At 59.8% G+C, this 16,469-nt stretch carries 10 protein-coding genes, 3 tRNA genes and 3 rRNA genes; 5 read left to right on the top strand and 11 right to left on the bottom strand.

Going from position 1 to position 16,469, the window contains the following annotated elements:
- Window positions 1–167: 167 nt before the first annotated feature.
- The 8 genes from GT370_RS17995 to clpB form a co-directional block, all read right to left on the bottom strand.
- Window positions 168–244, bottom strand: a tRNA-Met gene (locus tag GT370_RS17995).
- 70 nt (window positions 245–314) lie between these two features.
- Window positions 315–429: ribosomal RNA gene (gene rrf / locus GT370_RS17990) — 5S ribosomal RNA — on the bottom strand.
- Between the two features lie 119 nt (window positions 430–548).
- Window positions 549–3,281, bottom strand: a 23S ribosomal RNA gene (locus GT370_RS17985).
- 514 nt (window positions 3,282–3,795) lie between these two features.
- A tRNA-Ala gene (locus GT370_RS17980) sits at window positions 3,796–3,871 on the bottom strand.
- A gap of 93 nt (window positions 3,872–3,964) precedes the next feature.
- Window positions 3,965–4,041, bottom strand: a tRNA-Ile gene (locus GT370_RS17975).
- A gap of 198 nt (window positions 4,042–4,239) precedes the next feature.
- Window positions 4,240–5,724 (bottom strand): 16S ribosomal RNA (locus tag GT370_RS17970).
- Together the 16S, 23S and 5S rRNA genes with 3 tRNA genes alongside form the textbook arrangement of a ribosomal RNA operon.
- A 529-nt stretch (window positions 5,725–6,253) precedes the next feature.
- Window positions 6,254–6,844 (bottom strand): cysteine hydrolase family protein, encoded by a 591-nt coding sequence (locus tag GT370_RS17965; protein WP_008495248.1) that lies wholly within the window; start codon window positions 6,842–6,844, stop codon window positions 6,254–6,256.
- Window positions 6,845–6,885: 41 nt separating this feature from the next.
- Window positions 6,886–9,465 carry an ATP-dependent chaperone ClpB gene (clpB, locus tag GT370_RS17960; protein ID WP_008495247.1) on the bottom strand — a complete coding sequence of 860 codons (2,580 nt, stop codon included), beginning with the start codon at window positions 9,463–9,465 and terminating at the stop codon, window positions 6,886–6,888.
- A gap of 131 nt (window positions 9,466–9,596) precedes the next feature.
- Between clpB and GT370_RS17955 the strand changes: the two genes are divergently transcribed.
- The gene (locus GT370_RS17955; RefSeq protein WP_008495246.1) at window positions 9,597–10,361 is read left to right on the top strand and encodes an MOSC domain-containing protein; all 765 of its coding nucleotides are present in this window, start codon (window positions 9,597–9,599) and stop codon (window positions 10,359–10,361) included.
- On the opposite strand, the gene GT370_RS17950 is transcribed toward GT370_RS17955, so the two are convergent.
- From GT370_RS17950 to GT370_RS17940, 3 genes are read right to left on the bottom strand one after another with little or no spacing between them, the layout of a single operon-like run.
- Window positions 10,348–10,749 (bottom strand): MFS transporter, encoded by a 402-nt coding sequence (locus GT370_RS17950; RefSeq protein WP_333490096.1) that lies wholly within the window; start codon window positions 10,747–10,749, stop codon window positions 10,348–10,350. The genes GT370_RS17955 and GT370_RS17950 overlap by 14 nt on opposite strands.
- The gene (locus tag GT370_RS17945) at window positions 10,749–11,618 is read right to left on the bottom strand and encodes an MFS transporter (RefSeq protein ID WP_270183491.1); all 870 of its coding nucleotides are present in this window, start codon (window positions 11,616–11,618) and stop codon (window positions 10,749–10,751) included. The genes GT370_RS17950 and GT370_RS17945 overlap by 1 nt, the downstream gene beginning before the upstream one ends.
- Window positions 11,615–12,073 (bottom strand): DUF3617 domain-containing protein, encoded by a 459-nt coding sequence (locus GT370_RS17940; protein WP_270183490.1) that lies wholly within the window; start codon window positions 12,071–12,073, stop codon window positions 11,615–11,617. The genes GT370_RS17945 and GT370_RS17940 overlap by 4 nt, the downstream gene beginning before the upstream one ends.
- A gap of 167 nt (window positions 12,074–12,240) precedes the next feature.
- Here GT370_RS17940 and GT370_RS17935 point away from each other — a divergent pair, with 167 nt between their 5' ends.
- From GT370_RS17935 to GT370_RS17920, 4 genes are all read left to right on the top strand, one after another.
- Window positions 12,241–13,662, top strand: coding sequence for a glycosyltransferase family 4 protein (locus GT370_RS17935; protein WP_008495242.1), 1,422 nt, complete (start codon window positions 12,241–12,243; stop codon window positions 13,660–13,662).
- Window positions 13,663–13,726: 64 nt separating this feature from the next.
- The gene (locus GT370_RS17930; RefSeq protein ID WP_144052815.1) at window positions 13,727–13,918 is read left to right on the top strand and encodes a hypothetical protein; all 192 of its coding nucleotides are present in this window, start codon (window positions 13,727–13,729) and stop codon (window positions 13,916–13,918) included.
- A gap of 102 nt (window positions 13,919–14,020) precedes the next feature.
- Window positions 14,021–14,818: a response regulator transcription factor gene (locus tag GT370_RS17925; RefSeq protein WP_270183489.1), complete on the top strand. Its 798-nt coding sequence runs from the start codon at window positions 14,021–14,023 to the stop codon at window positions 14,816–14,818.
- A 344-nt stretch (window positions 14,819–15,162) separates the two neighbouring features.
- On the top strand, window positions 15,163–16,410 hold the full coding sequence (locus GT370_RS17920) for a type III PLP-dependent enzyme (RefSeq protein ID WP_008495240.1): 1,248 nt from the start codon (window positions 15,163–15,165) through the stop codon (window positions 16,408–16,410).
- Window positions 16,411–16,469 lie beyond the last annotated feature (59 nt).

The raw sequence follows: 16,469 nt of genomic DNA, 5'->3' as shown, positions 1-16,469 counted from the left end.
CCCCCTTTGCGCGGATTGCGCTTTGGTTGAGGATCAATGGCTCGGTTTCGACCATAGGCTATCAGGTTCAGAATTTCGAGTTAAATTACCCTAACGATGCCCTAGTGCATTGGGCAGCAAAAAGCCGCCTTTCGGCGGCTTTAATACTCTGTTTTCGTTGGATTTTCTGGTTGCGGGACCTGGATTTGAACCAGGGACCTTCAGGTTATGAGCCTGACGAGCTACCGGGCTGCTCCACCCCGCGTCACCGAGTAAAAAACCGCCCTTGGTGTCCCTTGGGCGGTTTTTTTATTTTTGTATTGATAGGCTGGAAGACCTGGCGGCGACCTACTCTCCCGTGCCTTAAGACACAGTACCATTGGCGCTGGGGATTTTCACGTCCGAGTTCGGGATGGGATCGGGTGTAGGCTCCCCGCCAGAGCCACCAGGTCGTCCAGCCTATCAATATATGCTGTCTGGTTGAGGTTTTGGTGTGTGTGATCTCGTTTGCTTTTCATATCAGCGTATCGTCCGGATGGATGATTGCTGCTTATGGGGTTGGTGAGACGATGTTGAACTCTATCGGGTGATTAGTACCGGTTAGCTTCGCACATTACTGCGCTTCCACACCCGGCCTATTAACGTGGTGGTCTACCACGACCCTCAGGGAGGCCTAGTTTTGAGGTAAGTTTCCCGCTTAGATGCTTTCAGCGGTTATCTTTTCCGTACTTAGCTACCCGGCTATGCCGCTGGCGCGACAACCGGTACACCAGAGGTACGTCCATCCCGGTCCTCTCGTACTAGGGACAGATCCTCTCAAGCCTCCAACACCCACGGCAGATAGGGACCGAACTGTCTCACGACGTTCTAAACCCAGCTCACGTACCACTTTAATCGGCGAACAGCCGAACCCTTGGGACCTGCTCCAGCCCCAGGATGTGATGAGCCGACATCGAGGTGCCAAACCTCCCCGTCGATGTGGACTCTTGGGGGAGATCAGCCTGTTATCCCTAGAGTACCTTTTATCCGTTGAGCGATGGCCCTTCCATGCGGAACCACCGGATCACTATGGCCGACTTTCGTCTCTGCTCGAGCTGTCACTCTCGCAGTCAGGCGGGCTTATGCCATTGCACTCAACAGCCGATGTCCGACCGGCTTGAGCCCACCATCGCGCGCCTCCGTTACTTTTTGGGAGGCGACCGCCCCAGTCAAACTGCCCACCATGCAGGGTCCCGATCCCGGATAACGGGATTCGGTTAGATATCAGAAGAGTTCAGGGCGGTATTTCAAGGTTGGCTCCACCGAAGCTAGCGCCTCGGGTTCAATGCCTCCCGCCTATCCTACACAGCACTCTCCTAATACCACTGCAAAGTTGCAGTAAAGGTTCATAGGGTCTTTCCGTCTGACCGCGGGTACCCCGCATCTTCACGGGGAATTCAATTTCGCTGAGCCTACGCTGGAGACAGTGGGGAAGTCGTTACGCCATTCGTGCAGGTCGGAACTTACCCGACAAGGAATTTCGCTACCTTAGGACCGTTATAGTTACGGCCGCCGTTTACCGGGGCTTCAATTCAGTGCTTGCACACCTCCTCTTAACCTTCCGGCACCGGGCAGGCGTCAGACCGTATACGTCGTCTCTCGACTTCGCACAGCCCTGTGTTTTTACTAAACAGTCGCTACCCCCTCTTTTGTGCCACCCAATCATGGTTGCCCACAATTGGGTCTCGCTTATCCCGAAGTTACGCGAGTAATTTGCCTAGTTCCTTCAGCATAGTTCTCTCAAGCGCCTTGGTATACTCTACCAGTCCACCTGTGTCGGTTTAGGGTACGGTCTATATGCTAGAGCTATTTCCTGGAATGCTTAAAAAGCCAGATCAATCCAATAAGACCTGACAACATCTCGCATTCGTCACTTCTAGCAGGCACAGGAATATTCACCTGTTTCCCATCGACTACGGCTTTCGCCCTCGCCTTAGGAGCCGGCTCACCCTGCGCGGATTAACCTTGCGCAGGAACCCTTGGACTTACGGCGACAGTGTTTCTCACACTGTTTGTCGCTACTCATGTCAGCATTCGCACTTCTGATACCTCCAGGACCGGTCACCCGTATCCCTTCGCAGGCCTACAGAACGCTCCGCTACCGCGTGATAAATCACGCCCACAGCTTCGGTATATGGCTTGAGCCCCGTTACATTTTCGGCGCAGGATTTCTATTAGACCAGTGAGCTATTACGCTTTCTTTAAAGGATGGCTGCTTCTAAGCCAACCTCCTGGTTGTTTTGGAATTCCCACATCCTTTCCCACTTAGCCATAATTTGGGGACCTTAGCTGGTGGTCTGGGCTGTTTCCCTCTCGACGATGGACCTTAGCACCCACCGTCTGTCTGCCGTACAAGTCTCCTGGGTATTCGGAGTTTGGTTAGGTTTGGTAAGTCTTTGGGACCCCCTAGCCCATCCAGTGCTCTACCCCCAGGGCATACATACGACGATCTACCTCAATAGATTTCGCGGAGAACCAGCTATCTCCAAGTTTGATTGGCCTTTCACCCCTAGCCACAGCTCATCCCCGACTTTTTCAACAGGCGTGGGTTCGGCCCTCCAGTGGGTGTTACCCCACCTTCAGCCTGGCCATGGCTAGATCACTTGGTTTCGGGTCTTCTGCCCGCGACTGAATGCCCTATTCAGACTCGCTTTCGCTGCGCCTACGTCTAACGACTTAAGCTTGCCGCGAACAGAAACTCGCTGACCCATTATACAAAAGGTACGCCGTCACACCAAAAGGTGCTCCGACTGCTTGTAGGCATCCGGTTTCAGGTCTATTTCACTCCCCTTGTCGGGGTGCTTTTCACCTTTCCCTCACGGTACTTGTTCACTATCGGTCACCAGGGAGTATTTAGGCTTGGAGGATGGTCCCCCCATGTTCAGACAGGGTTTCACGTGCCCCGCCTTACTCAAGTCCTCAAATGTTGTCTTCGCATACGGGGCTATCACCCATATTGCCGGACTTTCCAGACCGTTCTGCTAACGTCATTTGAGGCACTGGCCTGCTCCGCGTTCGCTCGCCACTACTAGCGGAATCTCAATTGATGTCTTTTCCTCCAGGTACTGAGATGTTTCAGTTCCCCGGGTTTGCCTCTCTACCCTATGTATTCAGATAGAGATCTCCTTGCGGAGGGGTTTCCCCATTCGGATATCTTTGGATCAAAACCTGCTCGCGGTTCCCCAAAGCTTTACGCAGCGTGCCACGTCCTTCATCGCCTCCTGGTGCCAAGGCATCCACCGAATGCCCTTTTGTCGTTCAATTCGTTCTCACCACACGTCATCGCATTGAACACACAATAACGCGCTACCCACCATAAACAGGAACCATCCATCGGCGTTCCGGCTCACCCTCCGCTCTTTCAGCTCCACCGCTAGGTACGGCAAAAACCAAAATCGCTTCATCGAGCAAACCCAACGTCCAACAGCGTTTGACTGTTAGGCAGATGAGATCACACATGCACTGAACACTCGAACCATCTTGTGTCTCGCTTCCGGCTTTCACCGTCCACGGGTCAGACAACCCAACACAAGAAGCCCGGACCGATCCTCAAGGCCAAAGCCCCAAAAACCAATGCGCGCATCCAGATGCACCAAAACCTATTCACCATGACAAAGAACAAATTCGTTCCCGACATTGCAGCTGGGAACAAACATCCAAGCCTCTTCGCCTTGACCTTTTCAGGAACAAGGTAAATCAGCTCGAAACTCGTGCTTACCTGTAACAGACATCCGCGCAAGGCCACTCAAGGCCCTACACCCAAAACCAACCAAAATCTGGTGGAGATGGACGGAATCGAACCGACGACCCCCTGCTTGCAAAGCAGGTGCTCTACCAATTGAGCTACATCCCCAGCAAGTTAAACTGGCCTGGCCGATTCAGACTTCGCAGCAAGCTGCTTCGTCATCGGCAGGCATGGCATCCTCACGAACACCACCACCAATCATGGTGGGCCAGGGAGGACTTGAACCTCCGACCCCACGCTTATCAAGCGTGTGCTCTAACCAACTGAGCTACTAGCCCGAGATCTAAAGTCCGCATCGGTTGATATCGACCCAAAGGCCGACATCGCCGCTGTTACAGGAAAGGGATACGTTGATGGCGCTTCATGACAACATCCGGACAGGATGTGTTGCCTAGATCATCCGATCCAGGTCTTTTTTTCAGGAAAATCCCAAATCAGTCAGCCAAAGCCAACCAATGCTCAGGATCATATCCTTGAAAGGAGGTGATCCAGCCGCAGGTTCCCCTACGGCTACCTTGTTACGACTTCACCCCAGTCTCTGACCCGACCGTGGTAGGCTACCTCCTTGCGGTTAGCGCACCTACTTAAGGTCAAACCAAATCCCATGGTGTGACGGGCGGTGTGTACAAGGCCCGGGAACGTATTCACCGTGGCATGCTGATCCACGATTACTAGCGATTCCACCTTCATGTACTCGAGTTGCAGAGTACAATCTGAACTGAGATGGCTTTTAGAGATCAGCACGGTATCACTACCTAGCTTCCCACTGTCACCACCATTGTAGCACGTGTGTAGCCCAGGACATAAGGGCCATGAGGACTTGACGTCATCCCCACCTTCCTCCGGCTTGTCACCGGCAGTTCCTCTAGAGTGCCCAACTAAATGATGGCAACTAAAGGCAAGGGTTGCGCTCGTTGCGGGACTTAACCCAACATCTCACGACACGAGCTGACGACAGCCATGCAGCACCTGTGCGGAAGGTCCCTTGCGGGAAAAGTACATCTCTGTACCGGTCCTCCCCATGTCAAATCCTGGTAAGGTTCTGCGCGTTGCTTCGAATTAAACCACATGCTCCACCGCTTGTGCGGGCCCCCGTCAATTCCTTTGAGTTTCAACCTTGCGGCCGTACTCCCCAGGCGGTGTGCTTATCGCGTTAGCTACGACACTGAGAAACTAAGTTCCCCAACATCCAGCACACATCGTTTACAGCGTGGACTACCAGGGTATCTAATCCTGTTTGCTCCCCACGCTTTCGCGCCTCAGCGTCAGTTAAGGACCAGGTTGCCGCCTTCGCCACCGGTGTTCTTTCCAATATCTACGAATTTCACCTCTACACTGGAAATTCCACAACCCTCTTCCTCACTCTAGCTTGCACGTATCAAAAGCAGTCCCCAGGTTGAGCCCAGGAATTTCACTTCTGACTGTACATGCCGCCTACGCGCCCTTTACGCCCAGTCATTCCGAGCAACGCTAGCCCCCTTCGTATTACCGCGGCTGCTGGCACGAAGTTAGCCGGGGCTTATTCTGCAGGTACCGTCATCATCGTCCCTGCCAAAAGTGCTTTACAATCCGAAGACCTTCTTCACACACGCGGCATTGCTGGATCAGGCTTGCGCCCATTGTCCAATATTCCCCACTGCTGCCTCCCGTAGGAGTTTGGGCCGTGTCTCAGTCCCAATGTGGCTGATCATCCTCTCAGACCAGCTACTGATCGTCGCCTTGGTAGGCCTTTACCCCACCAACAAGCTAATCAGACGCAGGCTCCTCCCAAGGCGACTTGCGCCTTTGACCCTCAGGTATCATGCGGTATTAGCAGCAGTTTCCCGCTGTTGTCCCCCACCCTGGGATAGATTCCTACGTGTTACTCACCCGTCCGCCGCTGCCATTGCTGACCGCGCGACTTGCATGTGTTAAGCATGCCGCCAGCGTTCGCTCTGAGCCAGGATCAAACTCTCAAGTTCATCCTACCCAGCGCCTAACCGGCACTAAATATAAATGAAAAAAGCCCTGCTCAAACATGTCGTCTCTCAGTCAAAGACCAAGAATATTCGAAGCGTTTCTGTACGTAATTTCAAAAGAAATACTCCAGCCACGCTTCCATAACGACAGAGGCAAAAACAGAAACTTAATCCCGCCCCTCATATCATCACCCAGATGAACCAAATCACCCAGCAGAGATCAGTAAACCAATCCCCAGAAACGCCACCAGCGTATCCCTTCCCAGCCTATGCAATTGTCAAAGAGCTAGAGAGGAAAATCTCAACCTGCGAACCAAAAGGTTCGTAGCAAGGCCATCCAATCTACCCGTCCAAGCGCCTCAGATCAAGTCCGCAGCGCCCGTCGGTGGAGGGGCTTCTAACGCCGACACACCGCAACTGTCAACGCACATTCATCAGCCCAGAAAACCGGGAAAATCCCAGGCTTTCCCTCACCTCCCTCTCGACCCGGGGTATAAATCCCGGAAAATCTTTCAAAAAAATAGCTATGCGTTCAACGCATGGCTTGGAGATAGTCCTGCGTCGTGAAAATCCGGGCAAAGCCCGCCCCCAGCGTCGCGGTCACCGCCTGAATGATCGCCTCCTGGCGATAATCCGCCCCGAGGTCCGGCGCCCCCGTCGCATCGGCGATGAAATCCACGAAGTAATCCTTGTCATGCGCGGCACGGGCCGTGGTTTCACAGCAGAAATTGGTCATATAACCACAGATCGCCACGCGGCCGGCGTTCAGACTGCGCAGAATTACCTCCAGCGCGGTGCCCTCGAAGCATGAATAGCGGTGCTTGGTGATATGCAGCGCCGCCGGCAACTGCTTCAACCCGTCCACATAATCGGCCTCGGGTGTATCTTCGACGAAACTTACCGGCTCAGCTGTACCGCCGAAATCAAACATCCGCCCAGCGTCGCGCCCGTCCGCGCGGTGAACATGGCGTACATAGATCACCGGCTTGCCGGCCGCGCCGAATGCCTCGATCAGCTGGTTGATCCGACTCAGCGACGCCTGGATGCCCGGCACGCAGAGCGGCGAGTCGGGCATGGCGTAAATATTTTGAACGTCAATGACGAGCAGCGCGGTGTCGGACATAAAAACTCCCCGGAAATATAACCTTCCGGGGAGCCTAGCACTTAAGCCGCTTCGGCGAGATGACCGCCGATCACTAAACCATCCGGCGAGCCGGACACTTTCACGCTCTCTCCATCCTTCACCGCCCCTTCCAGGATCAGCCCGGCCAGCGGGTTCTGCAGGTTGCGTTGGATCACGCGCTTCAGCGGTCGCGCACCGTAGACCGGGTCATACCCCGCCTCGGCCAGCCAATCCCGCGCGGACTGGTCCAGCTCCAGCCGGATATTGCGCTCCGCCAGCAGCGCCTCCAGCCGTTTCAGCTGGATCGAGACAATCGCCCCCATATCCGCCCGCTGCAACCGGCCGAACAGCACGATCTCATCCAGGCGGTTGAGGAATTCCGGGCGGAAATGCTCGCGCACCCGCGCCATCACCCCGGCCTCGGCCAGGCGCACATCCTCGCCCTCGGTCTGCGCCGCCAGAATGTCCGAGCCGAGATTGGAGGTCAGCACGATGATGGTGTTCTTGAAATCCACCGTGCGCCCCTGGCCGTCGGTCAGCCGGCCATCGTCGAGCACCTGCAGCAGCACGTTGAACACGTCCTCATGCGCCTTCTCCACCTCGTCGAACAACACGACCTGATAAGGCCGCCGCCGCACCGCCTCGGTCAGCACGCCGCCCTCATCATAGCCGACATAGCCCGGCGGCGCGCCGATCAGCCGGGAGACGGCATGCTTCTCCATGAACTCGCTCATGTCGATGCGCACCATCGCCCGCTCATCGTCGAACAGGAACTCCGCCAGCGCCTTGGTCAGCTCGGTCTTGCCGACACCGGTGGGCCCCAGGAACAGGAAGGAGCCGATCGGCCGGTTCGGGTCCTGCAGCCCGGCACGCGCCCGGCGCACGGCGTTGGAGACCGCGACCAAAGCCGCCTCCTGCCCCACCACCCGGTGGCGCAGATCATCCTCCATGCGCAAGAGCTTGGCGCGCTCGCCCTCCAGCATCTTCTCCACCGGCACGCCGGTCCAGCGGGAGACGACGGCGGCTATGGAATCTTCCGTCACCGCGTCATTCACCATCTGCCCGTCCTGCTGGGCGGCAAGCTGCTTCTCCAGCTCGGGAATGCGGCCATAGAGCAGCTCTGAGGCCTTGCCGAGATCGCCCTTGCGCTGCGCCAGCTCCACCTCGTTGCGGGCCTGCTCCAGCTGCTCCTTCACCTTCTGCACGTCGGTGAGCTGCGCCTTCTCGGCCTGCCATTTGGCGGTCATCTCGGCGGAGCGCTCTTCCAGCTCGCCCAGCTCGAATTCCAGCTTCTCCAGCCGCTCGCGCGAGGCTGTGTCGGTCTCCTTCTTCAGCGCCTCGCGCTCGATTTTCAGCTGGATCAGCCGGCGGTCCAGCTCGTCCAGCGCCTCGGGCTTGCTGTCCACCTGCATGCGCAGGCGCGAGGCCGCCTCATCCACCAGATCGATCGCCTTGTCCGGCAGGAACCGGTCGGTGATGTAGCGGTTGGAGAGTGTCGCGGCGGCAACCAAAGCGTTATCCGCGATGCGCACGCCGTGATGCAGCTCATATTTCTCCTTGATACCGCGCAGGATGGAGATGGTGTCGGCAACACTCGGCTCACTTACGAACACCGGCTGGAAGCGCCGCGCCAGGGCAGCGTCCTTCTCCACATATTTGCGATATTCATCGAGCGTGGTGGCGCCGACGCAATGCAGCGCGCCGCGGGCCAACTCAGGCTTGAGCAGGTTGGAGGCATCCATCGCGCCATCGGACTTGCCGGCGCCGACCAGCGTATGCATCTCATCGATGAACAGGATGATCTCGCCTTCGGCGGACTCGATCTCCTTCAGCACGGCTTTCAGCCGCTCCTCGAACTCGCCGCGAAATTTCGCCCCCGCCACCAGCGCGCCGAGATCCAGCGCCAGCACGCGCTTATTGCGCAAGCTCTCCGGCACATCGCCATTGACGATGCGCAGCGCCAGCCCCTCGACGATGGCGGTCTTGCCCACGCCCGGCTCGCCGATCAGCACCGGGTTGTTCTTGGTGCGCCGTGCCAGCACCTGGATGGCGCGGCGGATCTCCTCGTCGCGGCCGATCACCGGGTCGAGCTTCTGCTCGCGCGCCAACTGCGTCACGTCCTTGGCGTATTTCTTCAGCGCGTCGAATTGCTGCTCGGCCGTGGCGCTGTCCACCTTGCGGCCCTTGCGCATATCGGCCACCGCCTTCTCCAGCGCCTGGGCGGAAACGCCGGCGGTCTTCAAGGCCCGGGCGGCGGCAGTCTCGCCCGCGGCCAGCGCCACCAGCATCCGGTCCTGCGCCACGAAACTGTCGCCAGCCTTCTGCGCGGCCTGCTGGGCGGCATCGAGCACGCGCACCAGATCCGGCGTCACATTCGGCTGGCCAGCCCCGGCCCCCTGCACTTTCGGCAATTTCGCCACGGCGGCATCCACCGCCTGCTTGGCCGCCTGCGGATCGCCCCCGGCAATGCGGATCAGACCGCTGGCCGCGCCTTCCTCATCATCCAGAAACGCCTTCAGCAGATGCTCCGGCGTGATCTGCTGATTATATTCACGCATCGCGATGGTCTGCGCCGCTTGTACGAAGCCCCGCGCACGCTCGGTGAATTTCTCAAAATCCATCTTTTTGCTCCTTCATCGTCCCTGCATCCCAGGCAACGTTCAGGCCCCGCCCCTCAATAGGCAACGCGACCTTGCCAACCCAATATGGGCGACGCCATGATCTGTCTCAAGTGGATTTTTGGGGTCATTCAATGCACATCGCGGCACTCTATCGCTACCCGGTCAAGGGCCTGACGCCGGAGACGTTGCCTGCCGCCCAGCTCTCGCCAGGACGCTGCATCCCCTGGGACCGGGCCTTCGCGCTGAAGCAGGGCGACGCCGTGCTGGACGAGGCGAACCCGGCCTGGATCTCCAAGATGAATTTCATGTGCCTGGCCAAGAACCCTAAAGCCGCCTTGCTGCGGACGCGCTTCGACGACGCCACCCAGATGCTGCATATCGAAGGACCAGACGGCCCCCTTACTGCCTCGCCGCTCACCCCGGACGGCCAGGCCGCCCTCACCGCCTATTTCACCGCCTTCCTGGGCGAGGAGGCGCGCTATGGCAGCGAGGGCCAGGCGCCGCGCTTCCATTTCTTCCCCGGCCATAGTTTCTGTGACCACAAGACCCAGGTGATCAGCCTGATCGGCAAAGCCTCCCTGGCCGCATTGGAAGAGGCCGTCGGCGCCCCGCGCGATGCCCGCCGCTTCCGCGCCAATCTCTATCTGGAGGGCCCCAAACCCTGGGAGGAATTCACCTGGCTCGGCCGCACCTTGGCCATCGGCGAGGTGGAGATAGTGGTGCAGGAGCGCATCGATCGCTGCGCCGCCACCATGGTCAACCCGGACACCGCGGCGCGCGACGCCAACCCGGTGAAGGAGCTACGAACCCATTTCGGCCATATCGAGCTGGGGATTTTCGCGGAAGTAACCAAGGGCGGCGTGATCCGCCCCGGCGACAGGCTCAGACTGCTTTGAGCCGGGTTTCCTTCGGCGGATAGAGGCGCAAAATCACCAGCAGCAGCGCGATGCCAGGCAGCGCCGCGAAGGCGCAGATGACGAAGAAGCTCACCAGCCCGGTGCGCGCCGCCAGGAAGCCGGAAGCGCCGGCGATGGTATGCAGCGCCAGCGGCGCCAGCGAGGAGAGCAGCGCATATTGTGTGGCGGTATGCTCCGGGTGACACAGGCCAGACAGATAAGAGAGGAAGGCGGTATCCGAAAACGCGTCGGTGAACGCCTCCACGGCCGAGATGATCAGCAGAATATAGGGCAAATGCGGATACAGCCCCAAGACCGGGTAGAGGCAGAGCGCGGCCACCTGCAGCAAGGCGGTGAACAGCAGCGCCCGCCCGACGCCGATCCGCATCACCAGCAAGCCACCCAACCCGGTGCCGGCAATGCCGCAGACCAGCGATAACGGCCCGTTCGCCACCGCGATATGGGCGCGATCGAACCCCAGAGCGGTATAATAGGGGCCAGCATCGTCCCGCCCAGCGCGCCGCCGAGCCGGAACAGCACGATGAAGCCGATGATCACCGCAATCCCGCGCCGGCCGAGAAACTCCTGCAATGGCTCGCGCACCGCCTGGGTGAAGCGCGACGCCAGCCCGGCCGGATGCACCTCGCGCGCCACTTGCGGCTCCGGTGCGAACAGCACCGCCAGCGGCCCCAGCAGTGCCAGCACCGCCATCAGCCCGAACGCCCCATGCCAGCCCAGCCCGATGGAGAGCGCGATCACCCCGGCATTCGAAACCTGATAGGCCACCCGCCAGCCCCAGACCTCGCAGGCCAAGGCCGCCCCTTGCAAATTCGGCGCAAACGCCTCGATCCGCCAGGCATCGATGATGATATCCTGGCTGGCGGAGAGAAACGCCACCAGCGCCCCCAGCCCCAGCGTCAACCAGATATCCTGCCCCGGATCGCTCAGCGCCAGCGCCGCGATGGCGAGCGCCAGCGCGATCTGCACCGGGATCAGCCAGCCGCGCCGCCGCCCGAAGAAAAACGGCTTCGCCTCATCGAAAAACGGCGCCCAGACGAATTTCAGCAGATAAGCGAGGCCGATATTCGCCGTCAGCCCGATCATCCCCAGCGGCACGTGCTCGCCGGACATCCAGTAGCGCAGGGTCGGCCCGGAGAGCGCCCAGGGCAGGCCGGAGGAAAACCCCAGCACCGCCATGATGCCGAGCCGCCCGAAATCCGGACGGCTGAACGAGCCCCGGCCGGCCTGTCCGCTCAAGGCGCGTGGTCGTTGATATTGCCCGCCTTGACGAAGACGCCGTCGCGCATGCTGCCCTCATCCCCCGGCGCCATCCCGGCCGGACACGGGCCCTGCCATTGCAGATCGGAGACCATCGACATCTCACCCGAGCTGGTGCTGAAATCCGCCTTCAGCTGCACGGATTTATTGCTGTCATAGGTCAGCGTCTCATGGATCTTCACGGTCCCTGCCGGCTGCACGCAGGTGCCCGAAATCGTGTAGGCCGCGCCGGCGCCGGTGATGCTGAGCTGGCTGCAACGGCTCTGGCCGGAAAGCAGGAATTTCCGGTCGGTCGCCGGGTCCACGCAGGTCAGCGTCACCACGCCTTGGGCATTCGCCATCGGCGCGCCGCCCGGGCCGGTCACGTTGGTTGTGCTCTGCCACAGCCCCGCCGCGCGGGACGGCAACTCCGCTGCCTGCGCCAGACCGCCCAAGCAAAACGCCACAACCAAGCCACGCGCCAGATTTTTCGTCATGACCGGCAAATTACCGGGCCGCGATGGCCGGCGCAATGGCCGGATAGGTCAGCACGCACGACAAGCTGGGATAGATAATTTACTAAAACGATACTAATGTGAAACTAAATCCGAGGGGCGGAACAATGACCATCTGGTTCGATGTCGAAGACCTGATCAATTTCTTCCAAAGCGCGCGCCGTCCCACCGGGATCCAGCGCTTCAGCTTCGAAACCTGCGCCGCCGCCGCCCAACTCCAAGGCAGCAGCTTCGATATCGGCTTCTGCCGGCGCAATGAGCGCGGCACCCGCCTGCTGGCGGTGAATTTCGCGGCTTTGGAAGCACGTATCCGCGCCACCGCGGACCAGGAACCACCCGCCCCGGAAATGACACCACCCTCGCCCACCGCCAAAGCACCGAAACCCGGACGCCTATACCAAGCGGCGCGCCACCTGCCGCCCGCCTACCGGCTCCCGCTTGGCGAGCTCTACCGGGCAGGCCTGGCCGGTACCGCCGCGCTTAAAGCCCTGGCGCGGGCGGGCTTTGCAACACTCAGCCCGCCGGCGCCGCCCCCCCCAACGACGACGCCCTCGCCTGCCCCGGACACACCACCAATCACCCTTGGTGCTGGCGATTGGCTGATCCACCTCGGCGCCTCCTGGGAGCGCCCCTACGCACCGGGCTTTCTCAACAGCCTGACCGCCGCAGGGGCGCGCCTTGGCCTGTTCGCGCATGACATGATCCCGGATCTGTTTCCGGAATGGTGTACCCAATCGATGGTACGGGATTTCTCCCTCTGGCTGGACGAGCAGGTGCCCCGCGCCGATGCCATTTTCGCGATCTCCCAGAACACGCTGACGGATCTGCAAGCCAGCCTGGAGCGGCGCCATCGCCGGGTTCCGCCACAATCACGCCTGCCGCCCGGCGGCGCCGGCAGGATCATCGGCACGAGGCTGGCGCGCTCGCTGCCCGACCCGTACATATTGATGGTCGGCACCATCGAGGCGCGCAAGAATCATGGCGGCATGCTGCGAGTCTGGCGGCAATTGCTGCACACCCCACCGGCCAATGGCGTGCCTCTCCTGGTGTTTGCCGGCAAGGAAGGCTGGTTGACCAAGGATCTGATGCAGCAGCTGGAGAATTCCGCCTATCTGGACGGCCGCATCCTGTTCGTCGATCAACCCAGTGAAACGCAGCTCGCGGCGCTCTATCAGCACTGCCTGTTCACCCTCTACCCATCCTTCTATGAAGGGTGGGGCCTGCCGGTGACGGAATCGCTCTGTTACGGCAAACCGGTCCTGGCCTCCGGCAGCTCGGCCATTCCGGAAGCCGGCGGCCCTTTCTGCGGCTATTTCGACCCCGGTGATCTCAGCGCGGCGGAAGCGCTCATCCGCTCCTGGATCGATCACCCTGAACTCGTCGCCCAGGCCCAGGCGCAGATTGAAGCGGGCTTCATCCCGCCCGCCTGGCAGAACACGGCAGCGGCTTTATTGGCGCAATGCCAGCCGCAACAGACCACTGCCAGCGCGCAGATCCACATCCTCAACCGCCGCGGCAACCCCCTGTAAATATCGGAAAACATGGCGGCGCCGCTGGAACGCTACGGCTTTTTCCGGGCGTGCCACGCCAGCCTTGATCCTGACGCTGGCGCATCGGACAGACATGTATCTCGCTGAGGCTTATCCTCAATTTCATGACGGCCGCCTCAAGGCGGCTGTTTTTTTGGCACAGGCATCGCCCGAAATGACCGTCCGCAAACCTTTGATAAATCATATTACCGCTATAACGCCTGGGAAACACAACCAGACGTTAACAATTTTATAAACTTCGTCTTACTTTTTGCACGCTATGATGGATTATTAAATAAAATTATTGACGATTACCCCTCTTGGTTGTATTCGTTCGGCGAACACAACGGAGGCAGCCATGAAGATACTCTCTTTTGAGACGATATCGAATAAAAAAGATCTTTTTACTGCCTTTCTCCGCTCGCGCATGGCCATCGTCGACGAGACCAGCGATCCGGAGGAGGCTCTCGATCTGGTCAAGTTTTATGATTACGACGCCATTCTGCTGCGCTTGTCGGAAACCAGGCTGGGTGACCTGGAACTGGTTCGCAAGCTGCGTCTGGCACGCGTGCGCGCGCCGGTCATCGCGGTCGCTCGCGGCATGAGCGAGGCCGTTCGGCTGCGGGTGCTACAAACAGGGGCGGATGATTTGATCGTCGACGCGCTGTCGCACGAGGAGGTTTTCATCAAGGTGCAGAATCTCGTGCGCCGTTCCCGCGGGTTCCAGGAAAACGCGCTGCGCATCGGCCAGGTTGAGATCAACATGAACGCGAAGAAGATCTACGCCAACGGCAAGCCGGTGACGCTGACCAAGAAGGAATATCAGATCGCTGAGATCCTCGCTCTACGCAAAGGCGTTGTGCTGAGCAAGGAAGCCATTCTCGATCATCTCTATGGTGGGCTGGACGAGCCGAACCCGAAAATTATTGATGTATTCATCTGCAAGATCCGCAAGAAACTGCAGGCGCTGGGTGTGGATGATTTCATCGAAACCAACTGGGGCGCGGCTATATGGCGATCGACCATCGCCAGAGCGCGTCCGTACAGGAGAACCTGCCCACCCCACCCAACCCGATGCAGCCGCGCGTTGTGGCCTGATTCATTGGCCGGCAAAATGCCGCCCCTCTTTCCTAGTTCGCATGCAAAAATAGCATAACTCGCGCCGAGCCGAATGGCTTAGAGCATTATTCGTTCAACCCAACTTGGGTTTGTCCGATGCATCGCACGTGCCGCGAACCTGGCAATCCAGGTACAGTAACGACGAGACGCATCCTGGTAGGTCGAGAGTCGGTTTCCCCGGAAGCCGGATCAATTGGGAGAGTTTTGATGTTGCTTTTAGAGCGGAATATCGTGATGCGAAGTCCTCAGACCAGCATCTGATCGAACCGTCTGAATTCAGGCGTTGACGGCTTTTAACCACTGCCGCTCCCTGGATTTCCTTTCGCTTCAATTTTTGGTGGGCCTATAGTGCCTGCCGTCGCATGCCGGGGACTTTCCGTTATGAGCCTGATCGAAAACCGCGCGGCCGTGGGCCCGTTGCACCGCCACATCTCGCTCCGTGGCGACGTGAAACTCCTGCCGACCGTCAATGAGATGGTCAAAACGCTGCGCCCTGAGGAGCCGCTGCATTGCGTGCGCCCGAACGTGATCAGCGCCAGCACCCGCTCCTTCGCCACCGCCTTCAATGGCGACGTGCTCTATGCCGTGAAGTGCAACCCGGAACCGGCTGTTCTGCGCGCCGTATGGGATGGTGGCGTCCGCCATTTTGACTGCGCCTCCATCTCCGAGGTGCAACTGGTCCGCCGCCTCTTCCCCGGTGCGGAGATTCATTTCATGCACCCGGTGAAATCCCGTGCGGCCATCCGCGAAGCCTGGATGCTGCACAGCGTGCGCGATTTCGTGCTAGATTCGGAGAGCGAGCTCACCAAGATCATGGATGAGCTGAACCGTCCGGAGACCGCCAAGCCCGAGACCAAGCCCGGCCTGTTCATCCGCCTCGGCCTGCCCGAGACCGGTGCCGCCATCAATCTGTCAAAGAAATTCGGCGCGGATATCGACAGCGCGATCACTCTCCTGCGCGCCGCCCGACCACTGGCGGGCAAGCTCGGCCTCGCCTTCCATGTCGGCTCGCAATGCCTGGACCCGCTGGCCTGGCGCGATGCCATGCAGCTGGCCGGCGAGGTAATCCGCGCCGCCGGCGTGCGCGTGGATGTGCTCGATGTCGGCGGCGGCTTCCCGGTCGCCTATCCGGACATGGACCCGCCCCCCCTCGGCGCCTTCATGGCCGAGATCGACGCCGCTTATGACGCGCTGGAGATGCCCTGGCTGAAGCTTTGGGCCGAGCCCGGGCGCGCGCTAGTGGGTGGCGGCGCCTCCGTGGTCGTGCAGGTGCAGCTGCGCCGTGGCGAGATGCTCTACATCAATGATGGCGTCTATGGCGCCCTCGCGGATGCCGGGGCGCTGCGCTTTCGCTTCCCCACCCGCCTGCTGCGCGCCCGCGCCAGCCACGGCGCGCCGGACATGCCATTCGGCTTTTTCGGCCCGAGCTGTGATTCGCTGGATGTGATGCACGGCCCCTTCCTGCTGCCCGGCGACGTGGCGGAGGGCGACTGGATCGAAATCGGCCAGCTCGGCGCTTACGGGGCCTGCCTGCGCACCGCCTTCAACGGCTTCGACCGCGCCGCGCTGGTCGAGGTCCGTGACCGCGCGATGCTGGAAACCGCAGGCTACGAGCCGCCGGAGGAGTAACCTCGCGCGGCTACGGCGGCTTGGCACTCATCTGTCAAGCCTTTCGCGTCTGCCCAAAC

The sequence above is a fragment of the Acidocella sp. MX-AZ03 genome (assembly GCF_027626035.1).
Classification (GTDB): Bacteria; Pseudomonadota; Alphaproteobacteria; order Acetobacterales; family Acetobacteraceae; genus Acidocella; species Acidocella facilis.
This window is presented reverse-complemented; position numbering and strand designations above follow the sequence as displayed.